This window comes from Cryomorphaceae bacterium 1068 (assembly GCA_027214385.1).
GTDB lineage: Bacteria > Bacteroidota > Bacteroidia > Flavobacteriales_D > Cryomorphaceae > JAKVAV01.
The window spans coordinates 11,835-29,637 of record JAPVXR010000016.1 but is presented as its reverse complement, the minus strand read 5'-3'; the positions used below and the strand labels follow the sequence as shown (position 1 = coordinate 29,637).

At 42.9% G+C, this 17,803-nt stretch carries 18 protein-coding genes; 1 reads left to right on the top strand and 17 read right to left on the bottom strand.

The genetic code is table 11. The annotated features are described in order from the left end of the window. Positions 1-83: 83 nt before the first annotated feature. The 14 genes from O3Q51_15950 to O3Q51_15885 form a co-directional block, all read right to left on the bottom strand. Positions 84-452, bottom strand: a complete 369-nt coding sequence (locus O3Q51_15950) for a cupredoxin domain-containing protein (protein MCZ4410309.1) — start codon at positions 450-452, stop codon at positions 84-86. 183 nt (positions 453-635) lie between these two features. Then, positions 636-1,478, bottom strand: a complete 843-nt coding sequence (locus O3Q51_15945) for an NmrA family NAD(P)-binding protein (GenBank protein ID MCZ4410308.1) — start codon at positions 1,476-1,478, stop codon at positions 636-638. Further along, positions 1,475-1,807 (bottom strand): DUF5367 family protein, encoded by a 333-nt coding sequence (locus tag O3Q51_15940; GenBank protein MCZ4410307.1) that lies wholly within the window; start codon positions 1,805-1,807, stop codon positions 1,475-1,477. Before O3Q51_15940 ends, O3Q51_15945 begins: the two co-directional genes overlap by 4 nt. Before the next feature lie 115 nt (positions 1,808-1,922). Then, entirely contained in the window at positions 1,923-2,525 is a 603-nt protein-coding gene (locus O3Q51_15935; GenBank protein MCZ4410306.1) for a carboxymuconolactone decarboxylase family protein, read from the bottom strand. A 26-nt stretch (positions 2,526-2,551) separates the two neighbouring features. Further along, positions 2,552-3,052 carry a DUF1772 domain-containing protein gene (locus tag O3Q51_15930; GenBank protein ID MCZ4410305.1) on the bottom strand — a complete coding sequence of 167 codons (501 nt, stop codon included), beginning with the start codon at positions 3,050-3,052 and terminating at the stop codon, positions 2,552-2,554. Positions 3,053-3,054: 2 nt separating this feature from the next. Then, positions 3,055-3,396 (bottom strand): hypothetical protein, encoded by a 342-nt coding sequence (locus tag O3Q51_15925; protein ID MCZ4410304.1) that lies wholly within the window; start codon positions 3,394-3,396, stop codon positions 3,055-3,057. A 102-nt stretch (positions 3,397-3,498) separates the two neighbouring features. After that, positions 3,499-4,488, bottom strand: coding sequence for an AraC family transcriptional regulator ligand-binding domain-containing protein (locus O3Q51_15920; protein MCZ4410303.1), 990 nt, complete (start codon positions 4,486-4,488; stop codon positions 3,499-3,501). 37 nt (positions 4,489-4,525) lie between these two features. Further along, positions 4,526-4,909 carry a hypothetical protein gene (locus O3Q51_15915; protein ID MCZ4410302.1) on the bottom strand — a complete coding sequence of 128 codons (384 nt, stop codon included), beginning with the start codon at positions 4,907-4,909 and terminating at the stop codon, positions 4,526-4,528. 30 nt (positions 4,910-4,939) lie between these two features. Further along, positions 4,940-5,593, bottom strand: a complete 654-nt coding sequence (locus O3Q51_15910) for a hypothetical protein (protein ID MCZ4410301.1) — start codon at positions 5,591-5,593, stop codon at positions 4,940-4,942. Between the two features lie 111 nt (positions 5,594-5,704). Continuing rightward, positions 5,705-6,589 carry an SDR family oxidoreductase gene (locus O3Q51_15905; GenBank protein ID MCZ4410300.1) on the bottom strand — a complete coding sequence of 295 codons (885 nt, stop codon included), beginning with the start codon at positions 6,587-6,589 and terminating at the stop codon, positions 5,705-5,707. Between the two features lie 64 nt (positions 6,590-6,653). Further along, a complete protein-coding gene (locus tag O3Q51_15900; GenBank protein MCZ4410299.1) occupies positions 6,654-6,917 on the bottom strand; it encodes a hypothetical protein in 264 nt (87 codons plus the stop codon). 26 nt (positions 6,918-6,943) lie between these two features. After that, positions 6,944-8,725, bottom strand: coding sequence for a helix-turn-helix domain-containing protein (locus tag O3Q51_15895; GenBank protein ID MCZ4410298.1), 1,782 nt, complete (start codon positions 8,723-8,725; stop codon positions 6,944-6,946). A gap of 188 nt (positions 8,726-8,913) precedes the next feature. Further along, positions 8,914-10,311, bottom strand: a complete 1,398-nt coding sequence (locus O3Q51_15890) for a hypothetical protein (GenBank protein MCZ4410297.1) — start codon at positions 10,309-10,311, stop codon at positions 8,914-8,916. Positions 10,312-10,555: 244 nt separating this feature from the next. Then, the gene (locus tag O3Q51_15885) at positions 10,556-11,104 is read right to left on the bottom strand and encodes a carboxymuconolactone decarboxylase family protein (protein MCZ4410296.1); all 549 of its coding nucleotides are present in this window, start codon (positions 11,102-11,104) and stop codon (positions 10,556-10,558) included. A 287-nt stretch (positions 11,105-11,391) separates the two neighbouring features. On the opposite strand from O3Q51_15885, the gene O3Q51_15880 reads away from it, so the two are divergent. Then, complete coding sequence (locus O3Q51_15880) at positions 11,392-13,131, top strand: OmpA family protein (protein ID MCZ4410295.1); 1,740 nt, start codon at positions 11,392-11,394, stop codon at positions 13,129-13,131. 25 nt (positions 13,132-13,156) lie between these two features. On the opposite strand, the gene O3Q51_15875 is transcribed toward O3Q51_15880, so the two are convergent. From O3Q51_15875 to O3Q51_15865, 3 genes are all read right to left on the bottom strand, one after another. Beyond that, the gene (locus O3Q51_15875) at positions 13,157-13,978 is read right to left on the bottom strand and encodes a helix-turn-helix domain-containing protein (GenBank protein MCZ4410294.1); all 822 of its coding nucleotides are present in this window, start codon (positions 13,976-13,978) and stop codon (positions 13,157-13,159) included. A gap of 146 nt (positions 13,979-14,124) precedes the next feature. Continuing rightward, on the bottom strand, positions 14,125-15,945 hold the full coding sequence (locus tag O3Q51_15870) for a zinc-dependent metalloprotease (GenBank protein ID MCZ4410293.1): 1,821 nt from the start codon (positions 15,943-15,945) through the stop codon (positions 14,125-14,127). Then, positions 15,945-17,513 carry a collagen-like protein gene (locus O3Q51_15865; GenBank protein MCZ4410292.1) on the bottom strand — a complete coding sequence of 523 codons (1,569 nt, stop codon included), beginning with the start codon at positions 17,511-17,513 and terminating at the stop codon, positions 15,945-15,947. The genes O3Q51_15870 and O3Q51_15865 overlap by 1 nt, the downstream gene beginning before the upstream one ends. Positions 17,514-17,803: the final 290 nt, after the last annotated feature.

Below are 17,803 nucleotides of genomic sequence, written 5' to 3'. Positions count from 1 at the left end.
AGAATAGACGGATAAAAAAAAGCCCTCCTGAGTTTACAGAAGAGCCTTCAGTATTAAATTTACTTGACCAATCATTTCTATTCTCACTTTACTACTAAGGTGTAGTGCGGCGTTGGGTTCATTGGGCAAAAGTATTCGTACTCTCCTGCTGCGAGGGTTACTTCTTTTGAAGTAGAAGTCTGTCCATCGGCAATCATCTTTTGAACATACGCCTCCTTAATGTGATCGCTCATTTCTGTTTTTCCTTTCGGTACGATAACGAAACCTACTTCGTGATCTACCCCATCATTGGCGACTTCAAAAACGTAAGTGCCTGCTTCCAGCATAAGTTCCGTTTCTTCAAAGGCACCTTCTACTTGGGTTAGCTTTACCGTTTCTGCCTTTTGGGCAAATGCTTGAGAGGTGAAAATCAGTGCGACAAATGCGAGTGTAAATGTGATGTACTTTTTCATGTTGTCTTTTTTTTAAATGTGTTTTTTGTTTGTTGACAGGTCAAAGGTGCGGCAAGAATAGTGGCGAAGACTCGGCATGAATTCCCGAAGGGTTGGCAATTATTCCCTCCTTCTATTCTCCCTGAGAAAATAAAAAGGCCAATCTCACTGATTGGCCTTTTGATCAACTACATGGTGAAGAAGTCACATCGATTGAGCTACTTCTTGATTCCAAATTCCTGACTGAGCCATCTCTTCGGCAAAATCTCTGAAGTCACGGGCTTCTCTGCCAAGCACACTCTCGATGTCAGCAGAAATCGTTTGGTTCTCTGCATTTCCAAGTACTTCTTGAAATAGGTACCCGAAAAGCCAAACAAAGCCATCAGGCAAACCTGCGTTCTTCATTCCTTCCTTGTATGCTTCTTTTGAGATCGGTTCGTAATTAATTACTCTCCCCGTTGCCTTGGCTATTTCTTCCACTACCTCTCTGAAGCGTAGCTTTCGAGGGCCTGTAACCTCAAACCTCTTTCCGTTGTAAGAATCATCCAGAAGTACTTTAGTCACTACATCCGCAATGTCTTGAGCATCTACAAAGGGAATTTCCGCTTCTGGCATGGGCAAGGCAACATGTCCTGCCAACAAGGGATCGAGCAAAAAGCTCTCCGTGAAATTTTGGTTAAACCAAGAAGCGCGAACCAACGTGTAATTCAATCCTGATTGAGCGACAATTTCTTCGCAACGCTCTGCTTCGATCTCCCCTTTTCCCGATAGGAGAACTACCTTTTCCAAACCAGCTTCAAGAGCGGCGTCTGTAAATGCTTTGATGTCTTCTTTCGCTCCGGGAACGGCCAAATCGGGATAATACACGATGTAAGCTCGGTCCATTCCTGCCAGAGCAGTTGCATAAGTAGAACGATCTTCCCAATCAAACTTGATACTTCCCTTTCTGGATGGAACGAATACATTTTGATTCAGGTTTTCGAGATTTTGCACCACACGGCGTCCTGTTTTTCCGTTTCCTCCGATTACTGCGATGTTATTTTTCATGATGTTTGTGTTTTATAATTTGTGTTAGTATTATTCTTTGATATTACTTGAACTCTCTTGCAAAGCATAGTGACAATCAGAAACTCAAGTCCGATAAGCCAGAATCCGATATCAGCAAAAAACTGATAATAAGACCCTCCGCTTGGAATGATGAGGACAGGGACTGTGATCAAGGCATCTAAAGTCATCGATGTCAAGAAAAAACCGAGACCTACAAGATATCCTTGAGTGTTTAATCCAGTTTTGAAGTAATGCTTGCCCCCGAACCATACCAATAAAGGCACAGAGATAAATAGCACAGCGTTTGCTTGCTGTTCAGGATCTTCCAAGACAGGAATGTAGAAGGAAAGGGTGAATAGACTAACTCCGATTATCCAGATGACAGTACCGATTCCTATGACCTTTTTTATATTGATTTTTCTTCGTTTTAATGACTCGATGTGATTATGATTCCATTTCTAGCTCTTCGAGCTTTTTCATCTTGCTTCTTTTCACAAAACCTTTGATGGAGCCAATAAACCAAGGCACGGAATAGCCATTCTTATGTAGGTGCTTACCCGCAAATTGGTAGATGTTCTTGTTACCCTTTACTCCATGCCCATCTAGAAGGCGGTTGTAAAAATTGAATAGACAACCAATTAAGATGGCTTGATGCAAGGCCTCTTCGCTCCAGCCTGCATCCTTTACCAGATCTACATCGCCTTCCCAAATTTTAGCAGGTTCGAGGGTTAGTTTTCTCAGATAATGAAAGATGGGTTTGAGCTTTCGTGGAATAGGTGCTGTCTCAATGTCTTCAATCAGCGCTTCAATTACTCCGTCTTCCACACCAAACTGCGCCGCGACAGCTGTGTGAGAGCCGAGGCAAAACGAGCAAGCGTTAAGTCCTGAAACATATGCGGCCATTACTTCCCTCTCAGGTTCTGTAAATTCTGAAGACCCTCGCATGATTTCTTCGGAAGCTTTGTCTAGAGGACCTAGTCTTTTTCGGTCGTTAAATGTGATGTCTGTGATGTCTGAATTTTCATCCAGGTAGCTGAAAAATGCCATAATTATTTGTTTATAGATTATTGATTTTACTTTTTGAATTCTATAAAAAGAGCAAGGACTGCGAGAACGAAAGACAGAACCGAGAATACCGTTCGCTGCAGGTGAAGGCGGTTCCATTTCGTTTCGTAGTAGGATCTGAATTCCGCCATCTTGTTTGATGTGATTTCAGAAAGATTGAGTGCATCCAACTCGTCGTTCAAAGGCACATTGCCAGCCGCGGTTATTCCGAAAGTACCGATCAAGTAGAGTATTGAAGCAGACAAGATCAATCCAAACACCCACTTATTGGTGTTGAACTGATAAATGCTTCCGATGCTCAAGAAGATGAGGCTACCGAAAAAGACCGCGAAGAACCAAGGATTGAGGATGGCTCTGTTGATTGATTGCATGGTTTCGAGATAAACCGAGTCTTTTACCAAAAGGGTTCCTTGGATGACGGATACCTGCCAGGCATAAAAGAAGCCTGCCGATAGTCCCGTGAGCACAACAGCTCCGAATAGGACGAATGATTTGATTGAGATTTCCATGATTATTTAAGATTTAAGGATTGAATCCAATTTTTGAGGGTTTCCCTTTCTTCGGCAGTGAGTTTGATCTCATCACCTTTAGGCATGCGCTGAAGCTCAAAGACATTTTTGTTAATCTTCTTGGCGCGTTTGTCCATGTTTTTCAGGTTGAAGACCATAAAAGGATTCTGCTTGCGATGGCAAACGTTGCACTTGCTGTCCAAGATGTTGTATGCACGGTTCTTAAGTGGGTCAGAATACGGCACTGATGTTTTCGAAACTGCTGCCGAACTACTAATGGACACCATCCAAGTGATGGTCATCAAGGAAACAATCAAGAGTAGAACGGTAAGGGACTTGTACATTTCACTTCGTTTTTTGATTACGAAGCAAAAGTCACGTTTGAGAAGTGGCCAAACTTGACCGAAGATGCCAACTCTTTGACACTTTGGGCCAAAACGGTCTATTTAGCTACTTTTTCGGAATTCTAGCGGTGATTTTCCAGTCCAGCGTTTGAACGCACGGTTGAAAGCACTTTGCTCAGAGAATCCAGTTTCGAAAGCGATATAACCGATATTGAATTCTGGCTTGGCAAGTAATTCTTTGGCGATTGATTCTTGGGTATTCCGAATTAAGTCGCGAAAGGTAACGCCGTTATCACTGAGGCGACGGGTAAGCGTTCGCCTGCTCATGCTCAAGTGTTCACAGAGGAAATCCATGCTCGGAATACCACTCGGTAGCGCTTGACGAATAAGCTCTTCAATCTTTGGGATGATTTTACTTGAACTGATGGTAATGCTATTCGTCTCCTCATCAATTCGCTGAAGGAGATAATGATTGATTTGTTCATCTGCTCTTGCCGTTCGCAGCTTCAGGTCTTCCGTTTTGTATGCAATGTAATACTGATCCTTTTCAAAGAGTAGTTTGCACTGAAATGCCTCATTGTGACTATCCAAATTGGCAGGCGCCTTGTGCCTGAAGGAGACCTCAACGGGTCGTATGTCTTTCTCTGAGGTCTGTTGCATTACCACGACCGTTGCTGAAAGGCTCGCCTCTGTGGACAGGCCTTCTCCAGGCCTGTAGAGTTCTCTATCCAAATGTACTCGAGATATTCCGCCTATTTCCTCTATCCTCCAGAAAAATGTGTTTGAGAGCAAATTGAAATACCGCTTACTTCGCTCAAAAATCTCACCTACCCATGAGCAGGTGCGCCAGGATAGTCCCAATACTCCGTAATCGTCAATTTTCATCTGCTGACCCACTCTCACCGAAAAACCAGGCCCAAGCTTTTGATCCATGAGTTCATGGAAGGCAAAAAACTCATCGGCAGGAATCGCTTGAATTTGATCAATGGCATCAATAGGTGTCGGCAAGTCCTTAAAATCCTCTCTGGGAATTCCTTCTGCAATGGCACAGTCGAGCATTTTGCGGTATAGGTGGACGGAGACGTAATTCATCAAGGAAGCTCAAATATAGCACCTCAACTCAAACCACTCACTTCTTCCTTGCCACCACCACACACAAAACGGCCAAAACCAAGGTCACTAAGGTGCCGAAGATGAGTTCGAGGATGTTTTTTGAGAATAGGTTTCCAAAAGTATTGAGAGCGTAAAAGGCCGCAAATATCCAGATCAATCCATTGATCCATCGATTCTCGATACCTTTTTTCACCTGTCGATACTTTACAGCAAAGGTGGTAAACATGAAAACCAAAACGAAAAGAGAAAAGGTCTCAAAAGACCTCATCTCTGCTACTGATTTTAAGCGTCCTGCCCACACTTTATCGAATGGAATAACTTGGGTAATGATCAAGATGTGGTAAATGGCTAAAAGTCCAAAAATCCCAAAGATCAATTGCATGGCAAATTCCTTTTTCATCTTGAATCTAAATCAAGGTATCACCCAAATTTAAAACTTCACTCCAATATAAATATTGGGCTCAAAAAGAAAGTAGTCGTCCCATTTGTCATCGAGCTCCTTGAAGCCCTCGGGTGCTTCGCTTTCAAACATCCATTGATTCACGTGAAGCTGTGGCTCAAGGAAAAATTGCTTTTGGCCACCAAAGGCAAAATGATAACCCAAGTGATATGAGTTGTAGAGCTTGAATCCATCACCTACCTTGTTGCCATCGAGGTCTTCGTATCGTTGAAATTGCGGCAGTACTTCTACCGTGGCAAAGAGCCCTTTCCAAATCATTCGTTGGTATGATATTCCAATTCCCGACTCTCTCACATGACCTGGATAAAACTCTTCTTCAGTATCTAGTTTGTCTAGAAGTCCATCGGAGAATTGAATCCCCATTGGTTGAAATAAGCGCCAGGTAGCCAGCTTTACCCCCACAATGTTCTTATTGTCCAGGTTCCGCTTTATATGAAGCTCAATGTGCTGGGTATGCTGTCTATCGTCCCAAGGATCCATGACCAATTGTGGTAAAATAATCCCCGGTATGCTTATCCTGTATTTGTGCTTTACTTCATTTTCGGGTTTAGGACCGTATTCGCTTTGAGCTATTACCTTAAAGCTGCAAAGGGCTATGACGATAATGATAATTACGCTTTTCATTTTAGTTTGTATTAAAAGTTGTTATTCAGTCGTTTTATTTATCGAGGCAAAAGTGCGGCGATGTCAGAAGCTGCACGACCCGATTTTCATTTCCAGACTCGAAAGTGAAAATCAGGACTTCATAATTCGATCGGCTTCTTCGATGAAATGGGCACGCAGCCGCCTTACTCCGTAACGAGGTGCCACTTGATCATCAGACATCATGGTGAGAAAGAACTCATATGGTCCATAAAATTTCTCGGAGGATAGCTTTCGGAGTAGCCAGATTACAGCATTCCTCAGCCAATTGGGAAAGTGAGTAACTCGCTTTCGTTTTGCGAAAAGGGTCAAGGCCAATTCAGCGATTTCGTTGTGAGTCAAAATATCGGGGCCACCTACCTCTATCTCGGTATTTGATTGGTAGAGTTCATCGATAATGACATTGGCCAAATCTGATCCGTGAATTGGATTGACTTTCCTATTGCCATCTCCGAAGAGGTAAACTCTCCCGCCTTTGGCCATTTCCAAAAAGTCGCCCATATCTGAAAAGAATCCATTCGGGCGAATAATTATGTACTCTATTCCTGAAGCTTTGAGCGCGTCTACAAACTTCTCCTTGGCCCTTAGAATTTTGAGATCCCGATGAAATTGACCGTTTAGAACAGAGACATAAACGAATTTCTTCACACCCGCTTTTACAGCTTCTCTGAGTAGATTTACATTGGCAGCATAATCGACATCCATGTAGGTGAGGCCGTCTTTCTGTCGGGTGATTCCAACAGTGGAGATGACTGTATGAGCGCCTTCCAATTGCCCCATTAGACTTAATGGCTCGGTGACTTGGGCTGTGATGATTTCATGGGGGCTTAAACCTAGATCGTAGAGCTTACCCGGATTGCGCGCAATAGCAGAGAATGGCAGCGAACGCTCTTTTAGCTTTTCAACAAGATGCTGCCCTAAATAACCGGTGGCACCTGCGAGAACAATTTTTTTTGTGTTTTGATTTTTATATGTCATCGTTTGTGAACTTGATGGCACAAAAATCTTTCACAGAACGGGTGCTAGCGACCTGAAATGAAAATCAGGACGTGTTCTCAACACCATCCTCCTCCGTCGGATCAACCGAACTGACAAAGCTTATTGATTCAATGGTTTCATCTGAGACACGAAGATGAAATGAACCTAGCGCCGATACTCTGAGGGAGGCAATCTCACCGAACGATGGAAGGTAATCGAGAAGTCTTTCGAAGACAGTTTTACCCGTAGGCTGTTCTCGATACGATTCACTCCTAAGTCGTAAATCACTCGAAGTGACAATTCGGTAAAAGGATTTTGGTCGAATCATTCGACTCGAAAATGTGCTTTCAAGGTCTAGTTCTTATTCGCCTTCACCCATTGGCTTGGGGTTTGACCCATAGATTTTTTGAAGTAGTCATTAAAAACCGACTTAGAATTAAAACCGCATTCATAGGCCAAGCCGAGTATCGATAAATGACTCCAATCGTTTGTGACGGCCCGTTCTTTGAATTCAGAAACACGCTTTTCATTGATAAATTCACTGAAATTCTTTCCAAGTCGGTCGTTCAAAAACCACGAGAGCCTATTGGCATTAAGCTCTATCGCCTCGGCCAATTCTCTAAGCGACAAAGTCGGATTAAGATAGATTTTGTCTTCAGACATCAACACCTTGAGCTGCTCGTCGACCGCTTCAATTTCCGATTGTTCGAGTAAGGCCTTTTTTGATTGACTCTTGTCCACTGTTATTCCCGCCTTAACAGGCAATTTCGACTGAGCAAAAGTGGCTGCTGCCAATTGCTGAAAACGCTGCATGGATCGAATCGGTTCCAAGAGTGGTAAATGAGTAAAGTTGATGTACTGTCCCTCTTTCCTTCCGATAACCGCTTCAAGTAAATTTAATGCCTCTTCCTTCTCTCCATTTTGCGCCAACAAGTAAAGCCTCCAACCAACCAAACCTACATCTTCGGTGATTGCTGCGAGGCGATTTGTCTCTTCTTTGAGTTCACCATTTCCACCTTCTTGAAGTTTACCCAAAAGAATGCATTGCTGCCTGTCTTCTTGTTCAGGATAGGCATCCACATGGAGCTTTAGCTTATCAAATGATTTCAAGCCAATAAGGCACAAAGATTTATAGGAAATAGAGTGGGCGAAATTCGGATCTATCCTCAAGCTCGAATTGAAATACGAAAGTCCTTTCTCGATTTCGCCTTGCTCGTAGTGAATATTCCCCATGGTGAAGAGGTGATTGGCCGAAAGTGGATTGGTCTTTAAAGCCTGTGCGGTAAGCTCTTCAGCCAGATCAAAATAGCCAATCGCAATGTAGAGCTCTGCCAATCCTTCCATAGCCTCAGAGTTGGTATGGTTAAGGGCAATGGCCTTTCGGTAAGACTTCTCACCTTCAATAAAGTTCCACCTTCCCCAAAACTCCAAAGTAGCTTTGGCGAAATGGCCAAGATCTGATTCTTTGTCTATCGCAAAACCTGTGGTAATGTAATCTTGAGCCAGATCGAATAATTCAGGACGTTTGCCCCAAGAACCTATCATTGAATAACAAAACGCCAAGCCGAAAAGCGGTAGGGCAAATCCAGGGTCTTTAGCAATGCTCTCTTCGTAATACTTGATGCCATTTTGTAGCCCTTCCCAATCCCATTTCAAATGGTTGAACCTTCCTTTAAGATACAGCTCGTAGGCCTCTATGTTTTCCGTCGGGGCACCTGCCAGATGCTTGGCTATTTCTAAGTGACCGTAGTTTTCTCTAATCTTCTCAGCTATTAGGATGCTGATCTCGTCTTGAAGCAAGAAGATGTCGTCGATCTCACGGTCAAAATTCTCCGACCAAATGTGAAATCCATTATCCGTTCGGATAAGCTGAGCGCTAATTCTCACTCTATTCCCTACCCTTCGAAGGCTTCCGTCTAAAACAGTGTTGACAGCGAGCTCGTTGCCAATAATACGGACATCCGGCTTTTTGTCTCGATAACGAAAAGATGAAGCACGAGCGGTGACCTTTAATCCATCAACTTTACTCAAGGCATTGATGATCTCTTCGGTGATACCATCGGCGAGGTATTCGTTTTCCTTATTAGAACTCAAGTTCTCGAAAGGAAGGACTGCTATGGACTTTTGATTGATCACTCTAGTAAGCGCAAATGTTGGCCAAATATACAAGGCTACTTAAAACTCCGGCTTGATTCGAAATTTATTTCCGAATCTGCCACGATTCACCGGTCTGGGTAAGTGGACTTCAATAGAGGGAGCTTAACCAAAGGATAACCCCGATTCAGAAAGTATTCTCTTAAACTTAAAAGCATGAACAGGAAATACTAATGCATGATATATGGTTCCGGCGGAAGAATAAAATAATCAGGATTGAGCTCTGCACTATTTTCGATTTCATAATGATACCAAGGAGCACCCAGAAAAACAGCGGGATTTTCTTCTGATTTCAAAAGGTGTTCATCGCCCTCCATCCATCTATTGATAAAGAGCGTCTTTGCATCTCGGGGATCGCTATAGCTAGTGTAAATCATTGTTTCAAATGGAATAGCCCAGGTTAAATGCACTTTCTCCATTTCCAATTTGACTTCGGGAAGGATTTGTTTTCGGTTTTCAGGGTACACATCAAAAATGGAGTCGAAATAAGCCAGCCGATCTTGAAAAAAAGTACGCTCCTCTCTTATTTCCCAAATACTTTGGATGCATAAGCATAAATAGAACCCAAGTACAAAGCCCTTCTTTGGTATAAATGATGCTGCATAAATAATTCCAAGAGACCATGGAATACTTAAGTATGCGTAATAACTGTGCAACATATTGGGTGTTTCACCCTCCCAATAAACGAAGGTGATGATATGCTTTATGGCCACAAAAGTCAGGATTAAAAATGCAGCAGGAATAATTCGTTTCCGGTAAACCAATAAGAGGATAGCCCCAATAAAAGTGATAAGAGGCCAAAAACACTCAGCTATTATCCAATCGTCGAGATCAAGGTAAACCCAGTGATTTCTTGCCGAGAATAGTTTTGAAAGATTGGATGTGGCATCCCCTAGTTTTTCTGATTCATAACCACTCGACTGCACGGAAATCATTTTGGCGACAAAAAATGCTGTGGCGATTCCCATTGCATAAAGCCGCGTTTTATTCAGATAATCTCCATGCCAAAAGGCATGAAAAAAAATCATAATGAAGAGGCCCATAAATGCCAGCGGGTGACCTATGTATATGGTGATTGCGATTAGAAATAAAAAAACCCATTTCTTCTTGGAAAACGCTTGCGTAGCATTGTCCATCACCACATAAAACAAGCTAATGCTCGCCAAGGACATAATCGATTCGCTAATCGGGCTGTAGAACTTAAACCTAAGTGCGAGAAGAGGAAGAAATACTACGAGCCAATAAAGGTTTTCTTTCGTTTTGAACCTGACAGCAAAGTAATAGTTGAGAATGAAGAAAAGAGAATATCCGAGAGACGCTATCGGCAAAAGCAGTTTCATGGGAATGCCCAAATTAGCTGCTATGACTGCTGGCCATTGGGCAAAATAGGATATATGGCGGCCGTGGGCGACGAAGAAATCTTTGCCTTCTGCAATTTGAAAAAGGTAGTAAGCAGCATCGAAAGCCGTAAATCTAATTAGAGCGTAGTGGGCTCCAAAGATGGCCAGTATAATGAGGATTGTATAACCGCCTATTACGGACAGTCGATTAGAATACTCCAATTTCATGGCTCAAAGAAAATGAAATTAATGAAGAGGTTTGAAGCTAAGAAATCTAAGAAGTAGATCATACTCGGCTCATAAAACCGGACTGAGAAGGTTTCTCAACGCACCATTTGGTTCTTCCAATTTGTATTCGAAAGACTTTATTTAGCAAAACGCAAAAACCCCTTCTCGTTTGAAGGGGTCTTTACCTAACCAATATTAACCAATCATCCTGTTTGAGAACGGTGAAGATGAAACCGCTTTATTTTTATACCACTGCCTCTTCTAGCTGAGGAGCGAGTGGGAAGTCTATTTCAAACCCCGCCAAGTTGTGGATGTAATTGCTGATCGTTTTGTCTGCAACGACAATCACTACATCGATCAAATTCGTTTCAGTATATCCTGCAGCAAAAAATGCTTCTTTGGCTGAATCGGAAACGTTGCCGCGATTCTCTACTACTGCCTTGGTGAACTTTGCCAAAGCATCAAACTTCTCATTAAAAGGAGCGCTAGCCCCTCTGAAATCAAGGATTTCTTCATCGGTAAACCCTAAGTTCTTGCTGATAGCAGTGTGTGCAGACTGGCAGTAGCGGCATCCGTTAATTTCGCTTGTCACCAAATTGATAATCTCTTTCTCTTTGGCGCGGAGACTGGTTTTTCTATTCTGCAACCGGAGGTAGTCACCCAGTGCTGTTTCACTTTTTGCGTAGTAAGCATACAGATTTGGAACGAAGCCTAATCCTTTTTGAAGATTATCGAAAATAGCTTGATTTGATTCTGAAACTTCTTCTCGAGATGGAACTGTAAATGGGTTCATGATGATGTGTTATTTATAGTTTTTGTTTGTTGATAGGTCAAAGGTGCGGCAAGATCTTCGCAGAACGCTCGGCAGAAATTCCCTAAGGGTTGGCAATTATTCCCTTCTTCAAAAAAGCGGCTCTTGCTTAGACCAGCTCACAAAGAGAAATCCTTCCACTTCTATTCCGACAATGAACTGACAGTGCAAGGGCCGCTTCACTCGAGGTGTGTTGTTATTTAACTGATGCTTCGCACAATAATCTCATCAAAAAATGGGTTCTATTTGAAACCAATAATTTTCCTGCAATGAAAATTCCATTCTTAATGGGAACGGCCATTTTATGCGCTGTCCTGACCTTCGCCGCACCTGAAATTCAGACCACTCGAATTCATTTTGACTCAGACTCGCACCTGCTTGATGATATAGCGAAAGCGCAACTTTCTGACTTCTTGACACTCGTAGAACTCAATGGTGATTGCGAATTTCAAATTCATGGACATACCGATCACGAAGGTGATGAGGAATACAATTATAAGCTTTCGCAAAAACGTGCTGAAAGCGTCAGAGCTTACCTGCAAAATCAAGGAATTCAAAAAGGTCTTTTGTTCACGGAGGCCTTTGGTAAGAGGCAACTTCTTCAAAAAAGCAGAGACGAGAAGTCAATGCGAGAAAACCGAAGGGTCGACATCGTCTTTAAACGTTTTCACTTTGAGAATACCGATGAATTGCACGCGGAATTAGCCGAAAGCGCAAAGAATAGCTTCATGATTGATCCATCCGTTTCCAATACACTCAAATGCAAAAGAGGCACCAAAGTGTTCATCTCTGCAAATGGATTCGTAGATAGTCTTGGAAATCCATATGAAGGCGATGTTCATGTGAAGGTGATTGAGGCATTGGACTACCATGATTTTCTCGCCAACGAACTTTATACGGTTTCGGATGGTCGCTTGCTCGAAACAGGTGGAATGCTGCGCATTACAGCAGAGACTCCAAGTGGTTCTACTCTCGAACTAGCGGATGGAACTGACCTAAGTATTGCCATACCATCGAGAACTCCTCTGCAAACAGATATGTCTCTATTCGTTTCGAACACTGGTGCGAATTGGGCAGAGACAGGTCAAAACTTCCTCACCAGATCGAGTTTGAATATCCCTGAACGCCCTGCGTTTGAATATGCTGATGTGAACTGGCCTGAATTTTATTTTGATGACAACACCAAACCTCGCTACCCGAGTAAACCCTTATACCCCACTGAACCTTCAAAACCAAGACCTCAGAGCTATGCTAGGAAAATAAGCTGGTATCAATTCTTTTCACGAAATCGAATTCTAAAAGACTGCCAGCGGAGGTACGAAATTGCCCTGCTTGACTATAAGTTGAAACTCGAGGAGTATGCAGAGGATGTGGACAAATACTATCAAAGACTTGCACAACACCCCACTTGGGTGAAGGAATACGAAGCAAAGTTGATCAGATGGCAGGCGGACAAGGAGAACTCGATGGAGAACTTCAAACAGAACGAATGGAAAGAAGCCCTGCGCCAATTCCAATACCTCGACGCGGCTCAAAAGAAGAAGTACCAAGCCAAGTTTGCCGTTTGGGACAGCATTAGAAAGGTCGAGTTAGAGCGGTATGCATTGGTACTCGAAAATCTTGGTTTTCCCGCTGATGCAAATCCCCATTTTTACATAATAGCAGGAACGGATTTGGGGTGGATCAATGTGGATAGATTTCGAAAGCTTCCTGAAAACGAACGCTTTGAGATCATTGCCACCCTTCCCGAAGTCGATCAAGAAGAACAAATTATGGCTATCCTACCTCGATCAAAATCTATGGTTCAAATGATGCACTATAAAGAACTATCGTATAAGTCATTAACGCTTCCGCGAAAAGAGGAAATTCTCATCGTGGCTTATAAAATCGAGGAAGGATCCATTAAAGTAGCGCGCTCTTTAACGAGAAACGTCGAATCCGTAGACTTAAAATACCAACCCATGAAGCTCAGTGAATTTCGAAAATTCTTGAAAGGCTTAGATGCCTGAATAGTTCGTTTTGGGAAAGACTTTTTTAAGCCTGCTTGAATGTATTGGGTGAAACGCCTTCCATTCGTTTGAAAAAGCGGCTAAACGTTTGTAAGTCATCAAAGCCTAAGTCGAAGGCTATTTCTTTTACGCTCTCGTCACCGTGACGCAATTTGCGCCGAGCCTCCATAGCAATGCGCTCGTGAATGTATGCCAAGGGTGTTTTGGAGCCGACTTTTGCAAAAAGATTGCTCAAAGTCTTGGGAGACTTAAATAGTAAGTTGGCATAATCGGCTACTTTGTGTTTTTCGCGGAAATGCTTTTCTACTAAGAAGTTAAAGGAGCGAATCAGATCCACTTGATCGTTATCCAAACTACCAAAGTCCACTTGTTCCTTATAGGCTCGCGTGGCTAGGATCAAGAAACGTTTGGTGAGCATCTGCAGCATTTCCATCTGAAGATCATCGGTAGCAGACATTTCGTTTTCGATCACTTCCCAAAGTGCACTAAAAGCCTTGCGGTAAGTGTCATCGAGTGAAATAACGGGAAGTTGCGAAGCGCCAAAGAAGAGCAAACCTTTGCAACTCACTTCATCATCATGAGTTAATATGCAATAGAAGTCTCGATTGAAGCGCAGCAGCTTACCTCCGCCGAATGCCTTCACCACGAGGGCATGGAATTCCGTTAGGCATATCATGGTTCCCGCTTCGGGCTTTAGCTCACTCCCATCAACGAGCAATTCTGTGCCCGATTCAGTGAACCAAAGCAAGGTCATACTAGATGGAATGCGCTGTGTAATCTGCTCGGCATCAGCTGCGGATAGATCTGAGGCATTAAAAAATTCTCCTGATGGACCTGTGAATTTCATAGGGCAAAATTAACCGAGTTTCTCATGATAGCTTGTCATACAATTGACAATGGAGCCCTAAAAAAAGAAAGGCCACGGTGACGTGGCCTTTCTCTTAAACAAATATTCGACTAATCATTTTTGCAAGAGCCAATCAGGCTTTTCAGTTAGTCGATTTTTTGGAGTTTGAGTGTTTTACTTTCTCCTTCAGCTATCCTAAGATTTACGAAGTAGAGTCCCTGAGTCAAGTTTTCTGACTGAAGCTCTATCACGTTGACTCCTTCGGCAAGAAATTCATTCGATTGAACCACCACGCGTCCCAAACCATCAAAAATGGTTATAAAAATCTGCTCTTCCTTTTCTGATTCCAACTTGATAAAAGAATTAGAGCTGGTTGGGTTCGGATAGAGAATAACATCGGTATCACTGCTACCTCGGTTCAAACTTGTCAATTGCTCGCTGTCTGATCCACTGCCTGATCCATCTTGTGCATTTGGTACAATTGCGCCATTAGCGCACGATGCAATATCAAATTGGAAATTGATATCGACACCGGCCTCCATCAAAGCACCCGGATTCATTCGAATTTCTTCTGAAGCGTTGTACTGTGCAGTGGTTCCGAAAAAGAATGAAAGTGGTATCAACGTTCCGTCTAGAATAAGAACATTTGCGGAATTGGTACTTGGCAAAAAGGCGAGTGACACGCCTCCTTCCTCAGCACTCAAATAGCGTTCGCGCAGAGCAGAACGACCGTCGTTGGCTACGGCAGATTCAAAGTTCATATTGCCGTTCATTTGTGTCTGAGCCGCTGCATTAAAAACGGTCGTTGTATTGATAGTCGGACACATAATGTTAGCACAGCCACCATTAGAGTCATGAGTCCCTCCGAAATTGTGACCCATCTCGTGAGCAACTAAGGTTCTCCTGCTCGCATCTGAGGTTGATCCGCCTTGCCAATCCCATTGGTTGACACTATAGGGACCTACTGTGGTCCCTTCACCATTTAAAACACCATCATTTTCAGATCCATTCCCAAATACTCCAATCCAAGCACAACCTATGGTATTGCTATTGAAGTCTTTTTGGCTGTATAATACAGTCATGTCTCTGCGGATATTGGTGAAATTCGTACGCCATTCTGCCCCGACTTGCTGGAGTGTTCCAAAGCCTCCACAACCTGATTCCGTGGTGGTATAAGGATCAGCAGATGTTGTCCATTCATGCTGGTAAACCACAAAGATTTCCACGTCATAAGTGGCCGTATATATTCCTTCTACAAGGTTGAGATTGGCTATAATATCGCTGAAAGTGATACCCGCATTGAACGCCTCAAAGTCCGATTCAGTGGCAATCTCCAACTTGCGGCAATCATCACCTGTTTTGGGAGCTCCTTGCGACGGCTGAGACTTTTTCACTTTTTCAGATTGAGTATCGGCACCACAGGAAACTTCTCCTGAAACGATTACATCATCGGCATTGTAAAGAATGTATTCACCTTCTTTTGCATCATCAATGAATCGATTAAGTGGTTCGATAAAATACTCCCCGTTTTCCGTTGTGACATATCCCCAAACGCGATTTGGCTCTAGGTTTAAACGCACCGCCTTGCTCGTTTGAGCGAGGTAACCTGCAAATGTGACACATTCTCCCTGAATCACTTCCTTGTATCCGTCATCGCCTGTTTGACCTGCGGAATATCCGGGAGAGCGCAATTCATTTTCATACAGCTCTATGGGCCAATCGAACCCTGCTATTTGCAGCGTAAAAATGGCCTGTTCTCGGTTGGCATCAACCAATTCATAAAGTGCTTCATGGTCTAACTCAAAAAGGGAATAAGATTGAAAACCCTCATTCAGTAAAACTCGATCCTCAGCACTACTATTAATTTCAATTCCCCGGAAGACTTCTTGTGCCTGCAAGAATTGCGTAAGCAATCCCAGCACCAGCAGCAAAGCCATTGCGGTGAATGATTTTTTTAACTCTCTCATTATTCTGAAATCATTTCGTTCATAATGGCTTCCAGCTTATCCAAACGCTCTTTCATCTCCTCGTTTTGATTTGAGAGAGTCTCCATATCCTTTTCCTTTTGGATTAAGTGAAGCGTAAGCTCTTCCACTTTCTCTACCAATATCACATTGATCTCTCCTAAGCCAAGGCCGTTTTCCAATACTTCAGCCTCAGAAGGCATGTTGGGAAGATGACCGTATTCTTGGATAAATGACTCCACATCAGAAAGTGGCATCAAGTCATAACTCGATTCAAAAACGTAATCAGGAAATCCATCGAGGGTTACTCTAACCGACTTTGTCTTGATCTCTCCATTCACGGCTACATTGCCTTGGAAGTATCCTGCATAGAAATCATTGTTTGCATCTCGATATGCCAATCCCGCGAAAACAGAATTACTATAATACCCGATCACACCTGCAGAATTTGCATAATCCAACACTGAACTTCCGTATATACCTGCAGAATAAGCGTTACCCCAGTCAACTGCACCTCTGATTGCGACATCCGCTTGCGCCCAGCTCGTCAGTGTTCCGGCCTCGCCTACCAATCCTGTTCTGTCAGCTCTTATGACACTTCTAAAAGCAGTCGAAGTTGCTTCCAAATCTTCAACAGCCAATCGATCGTTTGTACTAGGGTTTTTACCAATTCCAACGGAAGTACCATTATTGCTAAGGTTGGTAGCACTTACTTGCCAGTTCGTACCATCAAAATAAGGAACAGCACTGATCGACCCCGAGGATAGAAGACCTGCGGGGCCTTGTGGGCCAACAGGACCTTGAATTCCGGCTACACCAGGTGCACCTTGCACTCCCTGAGGACCTTGCGGACCAACGGGGCCTTCAGTACCTTCTGTCAATGAAGTCCATGAAGCACCATCGTATCCTTCAAAATCTCCGCCATTGTAGCGGATGCTACCTGTCTCTTCAACAGCTGTGCTTCCAAGTGTAAGTCCCCCGGTCAATTTTGCATTTCCCGTTGCAACATTTACACTGAAAACAGGAACACCTGTAAGAGAACGGAACTCATAATCGGTTAATCCAAAAACTATCCCTGCATCAGGTGCTGCCGCAGATCTTAAGGCATAACTGCCGGGCGCAACCAAAAGGTTCTTTCCCGGGTTGAATTGAATGTTTGAGTCAAATCGACCGTTATTCGCATTAATGGCAAATATAGCAGTCGATGATCCATTCAGAAACTGGTATTGAAGCACTGACGAATTAAAATAGAGGCCATAGTTCGGGTTTGATGCAGATCGAAATGCATAATTATTATCTGAGATGCGTAGATCGTTACCTGCCTCAAAACTGAGACTAGTCGTCATCGCTCCAGTCGAACCTTTTATACCAAAAACAGCATCTCCCGATCCATTTTTAAATTCATAAACTCCATCAGTGGCATTAAAAAATAAACCGAAATTAGGGTTGCCGGTAAACTGAAAAGCATACTCATTTGGCCCAATATCAATAGTCTGTGCCCCTGCAAAGTTTACTGCTGTAAGTGCAAATACTATCAATAGCATTCTGCACGATAAATTCTTTCTTTTCATCATAATGGTTTTAATTGGTTTATTGGTTATAAAACCCAACGTTTTATCTGCCAGGCTTATTTATTACTATTGACAATATATGTTTTAATATTTTAGATAACCCCTAAAAAATAATTCACCTTGCTTATTATAAATGCTTTATAACTCCGACCCCCCCTGCAACTCCCACTACAACTGCAATTTTTAGAAATATTATATTTTCTTTTTTTTATTAACTCTATGTGTCGAAAGAAACACTTTTCACTCATAGAGCCATCTTGTAAAAAGTGTCCCTGTTTTACTTCGCCGTT

Bases quoted from the DNA above. Each gene is read 5' to 3' on its own strand.
- O3Q51_15920 (MCZ4410303.1), bottom strand. From the start codon at position 4,488: ATGAATTACGTCTCCGTCCACCTATACCGCAAAATGCTCGACTGTGCC.
- O3Q51_15870 (MCZ4410293.1), bottom strand. From the start codon at position 15,945: ATGAGAGAGTTAAAAAAATCATTCACCGCAATGGCTTTGCTGCTGGTG.
- O3Q51_15905 (MCZ4410300.1), bottom strand. From the start codon at position 6,589: ATGACATATAAAAATCAAAACACAAAAAAAATTGTTCTCGCAGGTGCC.
- O3Q51_15930 (MCZ4410305.1), bottom strand. From the start codon at position 3,052: ATGGAAATCTCAATCAAATCATTCGTCCTATTCGGAGCTGTTGTGCTC.
- O3Q51_15935 (MCZ4410306.1), bottom strand. From the start codon at position 2,525: ATGGCATTTTTCAGCTACCTGGATGAAAATTCAGACATCACAGACATC.
- O3Q51_15890 (MCZ4410297.1), bottom strand. From the start codon at position 10,311: ATGAAATTGGAGTATTCTAATCGACTGTCCGTAATAGGCGGTTATACA.
- O3Q51_15875 (MCZ4410294.1), bottom strand. From the start codon at position 13,978: ATGAAATTCACAGGTCCATCAGGAGAATTTTTTAATGCCTCAGATCTA.
- O3Q51_15945 (MCZ4410308.1), bottom strand. From the start codon at position 1,478: ATGAAAAATAACATCGCAGTAATCGGAGGAAACGGAAAAACAGGACGC.
- O3Q51_15950 (MCZ4410309.1), bottom strand. From the start codon at position 452: ATGAAAAAGTACATCACATTTACACTCGCATTTGTCGCACTGATTTTC.
- O3Q51_15885 (MCZ4410296.1), bottom strand. From the start codon at position 11,104: ATGAACCCATTTACAGTTCCATCTCGAGAAGAAGTTTCAGAATCAAAT.
- O3Q51_15900 (MCZ4410299.1), bottom strand. From the start codon at position 6,917: ATGATTCGACCAAAATCCTTTTACCGAATTGTCACTTCGAGTGATTTA.
- O3Q51_15925 (MCZ4410304.1), bottom strand. From the start codon at position 3,396: ATGTACAAGTCCCTTACCGTTCTACTCTTGATTGTTTCCTTGATGACC.
- O3Q51_15910 (MCZ4410301.1), bottom strand. From the start codon at position 5,593: ATGAAAAGCGTAATTATCATTATCGTCATAGCCCTTTGCAGCTTTAAG.
- O3Q51_15865 (MCZ4410292.1), bottom strand. From the start codon at position 17,513: ATGAAAAGAAAGAATTTATCGTGCAGAATGCTATTGATAGTATTTGCA.
- O3Q51_15915 (MCZ4410302.1), bottom strand. From the start codon at position 4,909: ATGAAAAAGGAATTTGCCATGCAATTGATCTTTGGGATTTTTGGACTT.
- O3Q51_15880 (MCZ4410295.1), top strand. From the start codon at position 11,392: ATGAAAATTCCATTCTTAATGGGAACGGCCATTTTATGCGCTGTCCTG.